At 76.0% G+C, this 12,810-nt stretch carries 11 protein-coding genes and 1 pseudogene; 2 read left to right on the top strand and 10 right to left on the bottom strand.

The window, feature by feature from the left end:
* The 9 genes and pseudogenes from IE330_RS34935 to IE330_RS34895 form a co-directional block, all read right to left on the bottom strand.
* Positions 1–446: pseudogene (locus IE330_RS34935) on the bottom strand (hypothetical protein); the annotation flags it as partial.
* A 237-nt stretch (positions 447–683) separates the two neighbouring features.
* Positions 684–1,694 (bottom strand): AAA family ATPase, encoded by a 1,011-nt coding sequence (locus IE330_RS34930; RefSeq protein ID WP_190140204.1) that lies wholly within the window; start codon positions 1,692–1,694, stop codon positions 684–686.
* Positions 1,695–2,083: 389 nt separating this feature from the next.
* Positions 2,084–4,399 (bottom strand): VMAP-C domain-containing protein, encoded by a 2,316-nt coding sequence (locus IE330_RS34925; protein WP_190140203.1) that lies wholly within the window; start codon positions 4,397–4,399, stop codon positions 2,084–2,086.
* Positions 4,396–4,788: a CU044_2847 family protein gene (locus tag IE330_RS34920; protein WP_190140202.1), complete on the bottom strand. Its 393-nt coding sequence runs from the start codon at positions 4,786–4,788 to the stop codon at positions 4,396–4,398. The genes IE330_RS34925 and IE330_RS34920 overlap by 4 nt, the downstream gene beginning before the upstream one ends.
* 101 nt (positions 4,789–4,889) lie before the next feature.
* A complete protein-coding gene (locus IE330_RS34915) occupies positions 4,890–5,135 on the bottom strand; it encodes a DUF397 domain-containing protein (RefSeq protein WP_190140201.1) in 246 nt (81 codons plus the stop codon).
* A gap of 105 nt (positions 5,136–5,240) precedes the next feature.
* The gene (locus IE330_RS34910; RefSeq protein WP_190140200.1) at positions 5,241–6,407 is read right to left on the bottom strand and encodes a thiolase family protein; all 1,167 of its coding nucleotides are present in this window, start codon (positions 6,405–6,407) and stop codon (positions 5,241–5,243) included.
* Positions 6,400–7,473: a thiolase family protein gene (locus tag IE330_RS34905; RefSeq protein ID WP_190140199.1), complete on the bottom strand. Its 1,074-nt coding sequence runs from the start codon at positions 7,471–7,473 to the stop codon at positions 6,400–6,402. The genes IE330_RS34910 and IE330_RS34905 overlap by 8 nt, the downstream gene beginning before the upstream one ends.
* Positions 7,470–8,435, bottom strand: a complete 966-nt coding sequence (locus IE330_RS34900; RefSeq protein ID WP_190140198.1) for a Zn-ribbon domain-containing OB-fold protein — start codon at positions 8,433–8,435, stop codon at positions 7,470–7,472. Before IE330_RS34900 ends, IE330_RS34905 begins: the two co-directional genes overlap by 4 nt.
* Positions 8,436–8,452: 17 nt before the next feature.
* Positions 8,453–9,253: a crotonase/enoyl-CoA hydratase family protein gene (locus tag IE330_RS34895; protein WP_190140197.1), complete on the bottom strand. Its 801-nt coding sequence runs from the start codon at positions 9,251–9,253 to the stop codon at positions 8,453–8,455.
* Positions 9,254–9,423: 170 nt separating this feature from the next.
* Here IE330_RS34895 and IE330_RS34890 point away from each other — a divergent pair, with 170 nt between their 5' ends.
* Positions 9,424–11,025, top strand: a complete 1,602-nt coding sequence (locus IE330_RS34890) for an acyl-CoA synthetase (RefSeq protein ID WP_190140196.1) — start codon at positions 9,424–9,426, stop codon at positions 11,023–11,025.
* 157 nt (positions 11,026–11,182) lie between these two features.
* Complete coding sequence (locus IE330_RS34885) at positions 11,183–12,133, top strand: GNAT family N-acetyltransferase (RefSeq protein ID WP_190140195.1); 951 nt, start codon at positions 11,183–11,185, stop codon at positions 12,131–12,133.
* A gap of 40 nt (positions 12,134–12,173) precedes the next feature.
* Here IE330_RS34885 and IE330_RS34880 read toward each other — a convergent pair.
* On the bottom strand, positions 12,174–12,810 hold a 637-nt coding region (locus tag IE330_RS34880), incomplete at its 5' end, for a tetratricopeptide repeat protein (protein ID WP_190140194.1).

The raw sequence follows: 12,810 nt of genomic DNA, 5'->3' as shown, positions 1-12,810 counted from the left end.
GGGGGCGGCACCGGCGTGCCGGACCCGTCGGACACGGGTGGCGGCCGCTCACCCCGGCCGGTGTCCTCGGGCTGTGGCTCCCGCGCCTCCGGGTCGGGCGGCGACGGCGCGGGCGGGGCGGTACCGGCGAGCGCCCGTGCGAGGGGCGCCGCGCCGTCCGCGGGCAGCCGGGTCGCGAGCCACAGGGCGTCGAGCAGTTCGTGGAGGGACAGCTCGTGTCCGGTGAGGCGGCCGACGAGTCCGAGGGCGGCACGGCGGCGGTTGTTGTCGTCGGGCGGGGGCGTAGGTGTGCCGTCGCTTGGTGGTGGCGTGGCGGTCGCGTCGTTTGGCAGAGGCGTGGCGGTCCCCTCGCCCGGCGGAGGCGCGGCGGTCCCCTCGTCCGGCGGAGGCGTGGCGCTCCCGTCGTCTGGCAGAGGCGTGGTGGATTCCTCGCCCGGTGCAGGCACGGCGCTCCCCTCACCCGGCGGAGGCGCGGGGGTCCCCTCACCCGGCGGAGGCGCGGCACACCCTTCACCCGGCGAAGGCACGGCGTGCCCCTCACCCTGCGGACGCGCGGGCGTCCCCTCACCCGGCGGGGACGTAGGGGTTCCGTCGCCCGGCGAAGGCGCAGCGCTCCCCTCACCCGGCCGACGCGGTGGGTCCGCCCCGCCCTCCGGCCGTGCTCCCGGCCCCCCGGGCGGCATCTACAGCGCTCCCCCGAGCCGGTGCAGCACCGCGTCCAGCAGGCCCTCGGCGTCCAGGTCGACGCCGCCCTTGCGCAGGAACACGGCGTTGAGCAACTGGTCGGTGGCGAGTTCGCCCGGGGCGCGGCGGTTGAGGAAGGCGTGCAGCAGGTCGTCCACGCCGGCGAGCGCGTCCTCGCCCAGGTGGGCCGAGACGATCTCACGCAGCCGGGCCTCGTCCGGGTCCGGCAGCGCGAGGCGGACGCAGCGGCGCATGAACGCGGGCGGGAAGTCGCGCTCGCCGTTGCTGGTGATCACCACGACGGGGAACTCCCGGCAGCGGACGCGGCCCCGGCGGACCGTGACCCACTCCCCCTCGCCGCCGTGGGTGAGTACGGCCACCTCGGACTGGTCCTCGGGCAGCCGGGACAGCTCCGGTATCTCGAACTCGCCCTCCTCGAACACGGTGAGCAGGTCGTTGGGCAGGTCGACGTCGCCCTTGTCGAGCTCGTCGACGAGCAGGACGCGGGGCCGGTCGCGCGGCACCAGGGCGGTACCCAGCGGGCCCAGGCGGACGAAGGTGCCGATGCCCGGGTCGCCGGCGTCGCGCTCCTGGCGCAGATGGGTCTCGCGCAGCCTGCCGATGGCGTCGTAGCCGTACAGGGCGTCCTTCAGGGCCGAGCGGCTGTTGACGGCCCAGGGGAGCACCGGGCCCAGCGTGAGTTCGTGGGCGATGGCGTGCGCGAGCGAGGACTTGCCGGTGCCGGGGTGCCCGGTGACCAGCAGGGGGCGCCGCAGGTGCAGGGCCGCGCTCACCACGTCGGCCTCGGCGCGGCCGATGAGGTAGGGGCGCGGCCGGGGGCGGGCGTCGTGGCCGTCGGGGAAGCGGCGCCAGGGCGGGGCCTCGGGCAGCTCGACGCGCCGGGCCACGCGGTCGCCACGGAACAGGCGCCACTCGTCGCGCCCGCTCGCCGGGACCGCCGCCCGGGGCGACGCGTGGGTCGGCTCATGGGCCGGCTCGGGTCGGTTCATGGCTCGCTGCTTCCGGTGGGGCCGGTCATCGCCGCTCCTGGTGTGGGCCGGTCATCTCCTGGTGTGGGCCGGTCACCGCCGCCGCCTCGACGCAGGCCGGTCATCGCCCGGTGTCGGCCGGTCACCGCTGCCGCCTCGGCGCAGGCCGGTCATCGCCCGATGTCGGCCGGTCACCGCCGCCGCCTCGGTACGGGCCGCTCACCGCCTGGCGTGGGCCCGTCATCCCTGCCCTCGGTGTCGGCTGGTCACGCTGCCCCCGGCGTCGGCTCATCGGCCCCGCCCTCCGCCCCGGCTCGTCTCGCCCCGGCCCGTCTCGCCCCGGCCCGCCTCGCTCGGTCTCGCCGCGGCCACCGCTCGCACTCCCCACTCCGCCCCGTCCCGGCCACCGCTCACACCCCCCGCTCCCCGCCCGCGGCGCCCTCCGCGGCCTGGCCGGGGCCTTGTGCCGGGTCGGCGAGCTGGAGTTCGTCGGGCAGGGGCATCCCGGTGTCCTCCCACACCAGCGCGGGGCGTGCCGCGGTGGTCGTATCGGCGTAGGCGTGGACCCGGAAGTGCCGTACGCGCTCCGGGAGTCCGTCGACCGGGCCGTCCGGGGCGACCGCGTCCAGCTCGGGGCCCGCATCGCGCGAGGCGCGGTCCCACAGCACGATGGGCACGCCCATCACCAGGCAGACGGGCAGGAGTTCGCCGCGGTGCCCGGCCGTTCCCCGGAGCAGGACGCGCGCGGTGTCGCGGTGGGTCGTCTTGAGCAGTCCGATCAGCCCCGCCCGGCCGCCGACGGCGCGGTCGGCGCGGAGGACCTCGCCGCGGTGGCGGGCCTCCCAGCGCCGGGCGAGGTCGGCGGCGGCGGTGCGCGAGCGGCGCCGCAGCCGCGGGCAGCGCAGGATGAGGTGGAAGTCCTCGCCGAGCGGGGCGGGGATGTACTCGTCGACGCCCGCCCCGTCCCACTCGTCCACGGGCAGCTCCAGCGCGTCCGGCGGCACGGACACGGCGACCAGGGCCACGCCGTGCTCGGCGCCCTCGGTGCCGCTCGCGATGTCCCGGATGAGCCGGGCGATCTCGGGCCCGGGGCGGGGCCGGTCGGTGCCGGTGACGGCGCGGGCCGCGCTGCCGTCGGCCCGCAGCCGCCACACCGCGCAGCGGTAGTGGTCCGCCGGGTCCTTGGCGTGCCGGTCGAGCTCCACCAGGATCCGGGCGCCGGCCGGGGCGGTCCGCTGCGACCAGCGCGCGGCGTCGGCCCGGCGCTCCCGCACCGCGGAGGCGTGGATGCCGAGCCGGGCGGCGACGCGGCCGCTCCACTCCTGGAGCGCGCGGCAGGCCAGGCCGCCGGTCTCGGCCGCCACGTACTCGACGACGCGCAGCAGCGCGGGCAGGCGCGGCGTCTCGTCGGGCACCGGCGAGCTGTCGCCGGGCCAGGTCTCGAGATCGCCCAGCACCCCGGCGACGGCGGCCGGGGCGAGCCGGGGCGCGTGCAGGGTGCCCGGCAGGTCGAGGTAGGGCAGGGCGGCGGTCGCGGCGCGGGGCAGCAGGCCCGGGTCGTGGTGGCACAGGTGCTCCAGCTTGGCGCGCAGCAGCCGGTGTTCGGCCACGGAGAGCAGCCGGGCGGCGCCGGTGAGGCGGCCCAGGGCGAGCAGGCGGTCGAGTTCGCCGCGGCCACGGGGGTCGTCGGCGAGGGCGGGTGCCAGGGACTCGGCGAGCGTGGGCAGCGCGCGTTCGGTGCGGGTGAGCAGCTCGGCCAGTTCGGCGACGGAGGGGGCGGTGCCGTCGGCGGGTGCGCCGAGGCCCAGCTCGGCGGCGAGGGCGGTGGCGTGGGCGGCGCGGGCCGTGGGGTCGCCGAGCAGGAGCTGGAGGGGGCCGACCATCATGTCCCGGGCCGTCTCGTCGGGATCGGGGTCAGGGGTGGAGTCGGGGCCGGGGCCGGGGCCTGCGTCACGGTGGGCGGCGGGCCGGGGGCCCGGGGCGGCGGGGAGCGACGGGCGGTGCGCGGGCCCGTCCAGGTGTCCCGCGTCCGGCGCCCCTGCGTGGCGGAGCTCCCGCAGCACGGTCTGGCGGCCGAGGCCCCAGCTCCGCCGCACCGTGTGCTGCGCGGACAGCGCGGTGTCGGGGGCGGTGATGCGCCCCATGACGAGGCCCACGGCGGCGCCGTCGGCGACGGACCACAGGGGCCCGCCGCTGTAGCCCTCGTCGACGGCCGCGCCGGAGAGCCGGCCGTCGAGGTAGCCGACGCCGTCGTCGTACGCGGCCACGCGCACGTCGGCGTACGAGAAGGGCTGTCCGCCGCCGTACCAGGCCCTGACCTCCTGGCCGTGCGCCATGTCCAGCCACCGCACCGGTCCGACGGGCGGCGGGGGTTCCTCCGCCAGCTCCAGGACGGCGAGGTCGCCCTCCCAGCGGAGGGAGCCGTCGGGCACCGGGCCCCGGTGCGGGGAGCGGGGCGGTATCCACGTCACCAGGCGGGCCCGGTGCGGCGCGCTCGCCCCGAGCACGGGGAAGGCCACGTCGAGGGTGACGCCGCCGGGGTCGCGGGCGCTCAGCATCCGCTGCCCCAGGGCGGCGTTGACGACGTGGGCGCAGGTGAGGAGTCTGCGGCCGCACAGGTAGACGCCCGCGCCCGCGGTGCGCGCGCGGTCCGCGGTCAGGACCCGTACGAGTGCGCCGCGGGCGTCCGCGTACCGCTCGTCGGCGGGTGCCCGGAACCAGGTCACGTCGTGGTCCGCGGGCCCGGCCGCCAGGTCGCCGAGACCGTCATGCTCGCCTGGCCGGCCGTGCCGACGATGCCGAGCCGCAGGTCCTGGCCGACCTGGACGCCGAAGGCGACGGAGATCTCGTCGGGCGGGTCGGGGACGTCGCGCACGGCGTCGTGCACCTGCTGGAGCACCGGGCCCAGGGGGCTCAGCACGGTGCGCAGCGCGTCCGCGGCGAGGGCGCCGATGCGTACCCCGCGCCCGACCGGGGTCACGCCCGAGATGCCGCCCGGCAGGTCGGCGTCCGCCTCGTCGGGCGCGGCGGCCGGGGCCTCGCCGGCGGCGGCCAGTTCGAGCCGGACGCGCCGTCCGTCGTCGAGCGTGAACTCCAGGTAGTCGTAGTGCGGCACAGCACGCATTGTGCCGAGCAACTGCCGCCCCTGACAGAGGAGTTGCGGAATCCGCCGTACGAGGTCACCGACTCGGGCGCGGCAGCCCCGAAGCCCCGGCGTCAGGTCAGGTCGAACCGGCCCTCGCGCGCGCCGTGCACGAACGCCCCCCACTCCGCGGGGGTGAAGATCAGGGACGGGCTCTCCGGGCGGCCGCTGTTGCGCATGGCGATGAAGCCCTCGACGAACGCGATCTGCACGTCTCCGCGGCCGTCGCTGCTCGAGCGCCATTCCGCGGCGCTGAGGTCGAGCTCCGGCTTGTCCCAGCCCGTGAGCGGATGCTGCTGCGTGATGGTGCTGTCGGCCACGTCCGTGCTCCTCCCAGTGCGTCGTCCGCCGCCAGCCTAGCTTTCCCCTCCGGCGCCGGACAGGCCGCGGGGCGAGGACACAGGGCCGGGCGGGCCCGGTGGGGGTCAGGTGGCGGGCGGCTCGGTCCCGACGAGCCACATGGAGAAGAACTGCGACCCGCCGCCGTAGGCGTGCCCAAGTGCCGTACGGGCTCCGGGCACTTGGTGCTCGCCGGCCTGGCCGCGCACCTGGAGGGCGGCCTCGGCGAAGCGGATCATGCCGGAGGCGCCGATGGGGTTGGTGGACAGGACCCCGCCCGACATGTTCACCGGCAGGTCGCCGTCGAGCTCGGTCACCCCGGCCTCGGTGAGCTTCCAGCCCTCGCCCTCGGCGGCGAAGCCGAGGTTCTCCAGCCACATCGGCTCGTACCAGGAGAACGGCACGTACATCTCCACCGCGTCGATCTGCCGGCGCGGGTCGGTGACGCCCGCCTGCCGGTAGACGTCGGCCGCGCAGTCCTTCCCGGCGCGCGGGGAGACGCAGTCCTTGCCCGCGAACAGCGTCGGCTCGCTGCGCATCGCGCCGCCGTGCACCCAGGCGGGCGGGCGGGGCGCGCGGGCCGCGCCGGCGCGGTCGGTGAGCACCATGGCGCAGGCGCCGTCGGAGGAGGGGCAGGTCTCGGAGTAGCGGATGGGGTCCCACAGCATGGGCGAGGCCTGGACCTTCTCCAGGGTGATGTCGTGCTCGTGGAGGTGCGCGTAGGGGTTCTTCAGGGCGTTGCGGCGGTCCTTGTACGCGACCAGCGAGCCGATCGCGGCGGGGGCGCCGCTGCGCCGCATGTACGCGCGCACGTGCGGGGCGAAGAACCCGCCCGCGCCCGCGAGCAGCGGCTGCTGGAAGGGGACGGGCAGGGACAGGCCCCACATGGCGTTGGACTCCGACTGCTTCTCGAAGGCCACGGTGAGGACGGTGCGCCGGACCCGGGCGGCGACCAGGTTCGCGGCCACGAGCGCGGTGGAGCCGCCGACGGAGCCCGCGGTGTGCACGCGCAGCAGGGGTTTGCCGACGGCGCCGAGCGCGTCGGCGAGGTACAGCTCGGGCATCATCACGCCCTCGAAGAAGTCGGGGGCCTTGCCGATGACGACGGCGTCGACGTCCGCCCAGGTCAGTTCGGCGTCGTCCAGGGCGCGGCGGGCGGCCTCGCGGACCAGGCCCGCGAGGGACACGTCTCGGCGGGCTGCGGTGTGCCGGGTCTGGCCGATGCCGACGACCGCGACCGGTTCCTTAGGCACGGGCGTCCCCTTCCAGGACGGCGACCAGGTTCTGCTGGAGGCAGGGGCCGGAGGTGGCGTGGGCGAGGGCGCGCCGGGAGTCGCCGCGGTGGACGCGGGCGGCGGCATCGGCGACGCGGACGAGTCCGGTGGCCATGACGGGGTTGGCGGCGAGCGCCCCGCCGGAGGGGTTGACGTCGACGGAGTCGTCGAGCCGGAGCGCCCTGCGCAGTACGACCTCCTGGGAGGTGAAGGGCGCGTGCAGCTCGGCGGTGTCCACGGGGCGCTCGAAGGCCCCGGCGTGTTCGGCGGCCAGGCGGGTGGAGGGCGAGTCGGTGAGGTCGCGCACGCCCAGGGAGTGGGCCTCGGCGCGGTGGTCCATGCCCCGGATCCAGGCGGGCCGTTCGCACAGGTCGCGTGCCCGGTCCCCGGCGGCGAGGACCACGGCCACGGCGCCGTCGCCGATCGGCGGGCAGTCGCCGGTGCGCAGCGGCCTGACGAGGTACTCGCCCTGGGGGCGGGCGCCGCGGAGCTGCGCGTGGGGGTTGCCGAGGGCGGCTTGTCTGCTGCGGGCGGCGACGGCCGCGAGGGCGGGCTCGTCCGCGTGGCCCGCGTCCAGGAGGGCCTGGGCCTGGAGGGCGGCGAGCGCGACCGCGTCGGGCCACAGCGGCGCCACGTAGTAGGGGTCGAGCTGGCGGGTCAGCACGTCGCGTACGGAGCCCGACGACGAGGTGCCGTAGGCGTAGACGAGCGCGGTGTCCGCCTCGCCGGCCAGGATCTTCACCCAGGCCTCGTAGAGCGCCCAGGCGCCGTCCATCTCCACGTGGGACTCAGCGATCGGCGGCCAGGCGCCGACGCCGTCGAGCGCCATGGTGAAGGAGAACGGCCGGCCCGCGAGGTAGTCGCTCGACCCGGAGCAGGTGAAGCCGATGTCGGCCGTGGTCAGGCCGGTGCTCTCCAGGACCTCGTGCAGGACCGGCATGAGCATCTCGACCTCGGAGAGGTCGTCGGTGCGCCGCCGGTGCGCGGTCTGCGCGCAGGCGACGACCGCCACGTCCCCGGGCTCTGGTGCGCGGTCCCCGGTCACAGCAGCTCCTTGTACGTGTCGTAGTCGGCGTCGGGCTCGCCCGTGGGCCGGTAGTGGTCGGGGTGGCGCCCGGCGCCGGGCCCGGGCCACACCGGTTCGACCCGCAGGCCCATGCGGACCCGGTCGTAGGGGATGCCGCCGATGCGCCCGTGCAGCGGCAGGTCGGCGCCGTCCAGGGCGATGTGGGCGTACACGTAGGGCACCTCGATGGCGTCGTTCATGGCGTTCTTGGCCTTGATGTTCACGACGCAGAAGGTGGTGACGGTGCCGCGCGGCCCGACCTCGACCCGCTCGGCCGTGGCCACCCCGCAGGTGGGGCAGGCGCCGCGCGGCGGCACGTACACCTTGCGGCAGCGCGGGCAGCGTTCGCCGACGACCCGGTGCTCGGCGAGCGCGGCCAGGTAGGCGCTCTGGGCGCGGCCGGGGGTGTAGGTGTAGTCGAGGCGGGCGGGGGCGACGATGCCGGTGACCGCCTCCCCGGCGAACTCCCCGCTGTGGGGGCGCGCCCGGTGGCCCGGCGTCGAGCCCTCGTCCGGTTCGAAGCAGGCGATGTCCGTGATGGCGCCGGTGCGGTCGGCGGCCCAGCGGACGCGGACCCGCAGGCCGGTGCGGACGGCCTCGGGGCCGGGCGCGTCCAGGGCGTGCAGGAGCGCGGTGTCGGCGCCGTCGAGGCGGACGAGGACCCAGGCGAAGGGGGTGGCCAGGGGCTGGCCGCGCCGGGGCGCGGGGTTCCAGGCCCAGGTGGTGACGGTGCCCGTGGCGGCGACCTCCACCAGGTCCCGGATCTCCTCGGCGGTCCGGGGGTCGTACTCGACGGGCGGGACGAGCACCGTGCCGGCGGTGGTGCGCACGCCGAGGACGGTGCGCTCGCGCAGGCCGGTCAGGAAGGCGGACTGGACGGGGCCGAGGGAGCGGGTGAAGGGGAACTCCACGACCATGGAAGCGCTGAGCACGTCGGGCATGGCGTCGGCTCCTCGGGTCAGGCGCGCCGGTAGACGGGCGGGCGCTTCTCGGCGAAGGCGCGGGCGCCCTCCTTGGCGTCGGCGGTGTCGAAGACGGGCCAGCCGCGCTTGAGTTCGGCGGCGAGCCCCTCCGCCTCGCTCAGGTCGGCGGTCTCGTACACGGAGGCCTTGACGGCCTCGACGGCGAGGGGCCCGCAGGCGTTGATCCGCTCGGCGACGGCAAGCGCCTCCTCCAGCGCGGTGCCGTCCGGTACGACGTGGCCGACGAGCCCCACGTCGGCGGCCTCGCGGGCGGAGTACGGGCGGCCGGTGAGCAGCATCTCCAGGGCGTGGGTGCGCGGGATCTGCCGCGGGAGGCGGACGGTGGAGCCGCCGATGGGGAACAGGCCGCGCCGGACCTCGAAGAGCCCGAAGGTCGCGGACTGACCCGCGACGCGGATGTCGGTGCCCTGGAGGATCTCCGTGCCGCCCGCGACGCAGGGGCCCTCGACGGCGGCGACGACGGGCTTGCGCGGCCGGTGGTGGCGCAGCATCGCCTTCCAGTGCAGGTCGGGGTCGGCCGCGAGGCGGTCGCGGTACTCCTGCCCGGCCATCTCCCCGTCCGCCAGGGCCTTGAGGTCCATGCCCGCGCAGAACGCGCCGCCCGCGCCGGTGAGGACGACGGAGCGGACGGTGTCGTCCGCGTCGGCGGCCAGCCAGCCGTCGTAGAGGCCCACGAGCATCGGCAGCGAGAGCGCGTTCCTCGCCTCGGGCCGGTTCAGCGTGAGTACGAGGGTGGCGCCTTCGCGCCGTACGGAGAGATGTTCCGTGCCGTCCATGGCCGTCCTCCCGTCTCCAGACCTGGAACAGGTTGCAGGAGGCGGGGTGCCAGTTCAATAGCTTTCTGACACCTAGTCAGTTTTACCTGCGCGGCCCCTTCCCCCGCGGGGGCGCCTCTGCTCTGATGACCGCCACACGACACGACACGGCGCCGGGGTCAGGAGGAGCGGTGGAGTACAACCTTGCCGACCTGTTCGAGTCAGTCGTCGACGCGGTGCCGGACCGCGAGGCCCTCGTGTACCTGGACGTCCCCGGCACGGGCGCCGAGCGCCGGCTGACGTACGCGGAGCTGGACGCGGCCGCCAACCGCGTCGCCCACCACCTGCTCGACAGCGGCCTGCGCCCCGGCGAACACCTGGGCCTGCACCTGTACAACGGCGTCGAGTACCTGCAGACCGTGCTGGCCTGCCTCAAGGCGCGCCTCGTCCCGGTCAACGTCAACTACCGCTACGTCGAGGACGAGCTGGCCTACCTCTACCGGGACGCCGACCTCGCGGCGCTGGTCTTCGACGCGGAGTTCGGCGCGCGGGTGGCGAAGGCGCTGCCCCGCGCGGGCAGGCTGCGCCACCTGATCCGCGTGGGCCCGGGCGGGACGCCCGCGGCCGTGCCCTTCGCCGAGGCGGAGGCGTCCGGCTCGCCGGAGCGCGGCTTCGGCCCGCGCTCGCCGGACGACCTGTTCATCATCTACACCGGCGGCACGACCGGGTTGCCCAAGGGCGTGATGTGGCGCCAGGAGGACCTGTTCTTCTCGGGGCTCGGCGGCGGGGCGCCGACGGGCGAGCCGGTGACGCGGCCGGAGGAGGTCGCCGAGCGCGTGGCCGCCGGGGGCGACGGCATCACGTTCTTCCCGGCGCCGCCCCTGATGCACGGCACCTCGACGCTGACCGCGTTCATCTGCTTCCACTTCGGCCAGCGCCTGGTGATCCACCGCAAGTTCGTGCCCGAGGAGGTGCTGCGCACCATCGAGCGCGAGAAGGTCACCAGCGTCTCGCTGGTGGGCGACGCGATGCTGCGCCCGCTCGTCGACGCCCTGACCGGCCCCTGCCGCGGCACCGACCTGTCGTCCCTGTTCAGCGTCTCGTCCTCCGGCGCGATCATGTCGGACGCCGTACGGGCGGAGTTCACGGCGCTGGCGCCGGACGTCGTGCTCCTGAACAACTTCGGCTCCTCCGAGTCCGGCTTCAACGGGACGGCGACGGACGACGCGGGCCCGGAGCGCGGCTTCCGCATCCGGGTCAACGACCGTACGCGGGTGGTGGACCCGGCCACGCACGAGCCGGTCGCCGTCGGCGAGCCCGGCCGCATCGCCCAGCGCGGCCACATCCCGCTCGGCTACTACAACGACCCGCGGAAGACCGCCGAGACCTTCTTCCAGCGGGGCGACGAGCGCTGGGTGCTGCTCGGCGACATGGCGACCGTCGACGCCGAGGGCGTCGTCACGGTCCTCGGCCGCGGCTCGCAGTGCATCAACACCGGCGGCGAGAAGGTGTACCCCGAGGAGGTCGAACAGGCCCTGAAGTCCCACCCCGGCGTGTACGACGCGCTGGTCGCCGGGGTCCCGGACGAGCGCTGGGGCAGCCGGGTCGCGGCGGTCGTCCAACTCCGCCCGGACGCCGGTCCCGTCGACGCGGCCGCCCTGCAGCACCACTGCCGGGCCCGCCTCGCCGGGTACAAGATCCCGCGCGCCGTGGTGTTCACGGACCACATCCAGCGGTCGCCCAGCGGCAAGGCGGACTACCGGTGGGCCCGGAGGGTGGCGGCAGGGGCCTGACCGCCGCCCGCCTCCACCGCCCGGGCCGGTACCGGGGTCCGCCGCAGGGCTCGTACCAGCGCAAAAGCGTTTGCGCGGGCGGCGTTCGTCGGATACACCTGCGGCCGGAGCCGTCCGCGCCCGGAGCTGACGGCCCATCCGGCCGGAAAGCGGACCTTTGACCACGTCCTACGACGACCTGACCCTGCGCCCCATCACGGGAAGCGCGGAGCTCGACCTGTTCAACCGACTCCCCTACGTCCTCAACGAGGAGCTGGCGGACGACCTCGCGTCCGGCCGGCGGCGACCGGAGTGGATGTGGGTCGCCCTGCGCGGCGACCGGCTGCTCGCCCGCGTCGCGTGGTGGAGCCGTCCGGGGAGCGGGACGCCGCTCGTGCTCGACGTCCTCGACGTGGACGACGGCGCCACCGACGTCGACCGGGTGGCGGTGGCCGAGCGACTGCTGCGTGCCGCGACGGCCGCGACCCTTCCCGCCGCGGCCCGGCCGCCCGAGTACAGCCGCTTCGTCCCGCCGCGCTGGCAGGACGACCCGGCCTCCCGGCGCCCCGTCGAGGACCGCATGGCCGTCGTGGAGCGCACCGGCGGTCGGCTGTTCGTCGAACGGCTGCGCCTGGAGTGGCGGCCGGGGGCGCCCGTCCCGGAGCCCACCGGACGCCTGGTCTTCCGGCCGGTGGGAGACACCGAGGAGCTCCTGGAGCTGATGACCCGCGCCCTGGACGGGACGCTGGACGCGCACAGCCGGCACGACCTGACCCGGATGCCCGCGCGCGAAGCGGCGCTGCGCCACTACAAGGACGAGCTCGCGGGCTACGACAGCCCCCGTGACTGGTGGCGGATCGCGACGCTCCCGGACGGCGAGCCCGTGGGCTTCGTCATCCCGGCCCGCAACGACTACAACGCGATCATCGCCTACCTGGCCGTGCTGCCCGCCCATCGCGGCCACGGCTACATCGACGACGTCCTGGCCGAGGGCACCCGGGTCCTCGCCGCCCAGGACGTCCCCCGCATCCGCGCCTCCACGGACCTCGGCAACGTCCCCATGGCGCGGGCGTTCCACCGCGCGGGCTACGTCACGTTCGAAGGCACGATCACCATGACCTGGGACTGACGGCCGAACGCGCCGCCGCGTGCGCCGTGCCCCGATGTCACTACGGTACGCGCAGCGCCTTGGAGGGGTGGGCGATGGCCTGGGTGGACGGCCCCTCCTCCCCGCCCGTGTCGCGCGGCAGCGCCCGGGCCTTGTCCAGGAGCTGCCGGGCGAGCGGATGGTTCTGCCGCGCCCACTCGACCTTGGCGGCGAGGCGGTACACGTACGCGAGGCTGGCGGGGTCGCCCGCCGTCTGGAACAGGGTGAGCGAGCGGTAGGCGTGCTCGCGGGCCTGCGCGAGGTCACCGGTCTTGCGCAGGGCTTCCGCGACCGAGGCGTGCGCGTGGGCGGCGCCCTCGTCGTCGCCGTGCGCGGCGAGGAGCCCGGCGGCCCGGTCGGCGAGCCGGGCGGCGGTGCCGTACTGGCCGGCGAACGTGTGCAGCGCCGCCTGGCCGACGAGGCACTCGGCCAGCAGCTTGTCGTCGCCGGCCTCCTCGAAGCGGGCGTGGGCCTCCGTCTGGAAGCGCATGGCGTCCTCGATGAGGTCGGCGACCAGGGCCCGCTCGGCGAGGTCCATCAGCTCGTGGCCGACGTCGACCGGGTCGGCCCTGCCGTCCGCGGCCCGGCGGGCGGCCCGCGCGGCCCGGTGCAGCTCCGCGGCCACCTCCTGCCGCGTGCCCGCGTGCTCGCGCCCCGGC

Origin of the sequence: Streptomyces longispororuber (assembly GCF_014656095.1) — a bacterium.
In the GTDB taxonomy this organism is placed as follows: domain Bacteria; phylum Actinomycetota; class Actinomycetes; order Streptomycetales; family Streptomycetaceae; genus Streptomyces; species Streptomyces longispororuber.
This window is presented reverse-complemented; position numbering and strand designations above follow the sequence as displayed.

Excerpts from the sequence above, each read along its gene's own strand:
- IE330_RS34930 (WP_190140204.1), bottom strand. The coding sequence starts at position 1,694 with ATGAACCGACCCGAGCCGGCCCATGAGCCGACCCACGCGTCGCCCCGG.
- IE330_RS34900 (WP_190140198.1), bottom strand. The coding sequence starts at position 8,435 with ATGCCCGACGTGCTCAGCGCTTCCATGGTCGTGGAGTTCCCCTTCACC.
- IE330_RS34895 (WP_190140197.1), bottom strand. The coding sequence starts at position 9,253 with ATGGACGGCACGGAACATCTCTCCGTACGGCGCGAAGGCGCCACCCTC.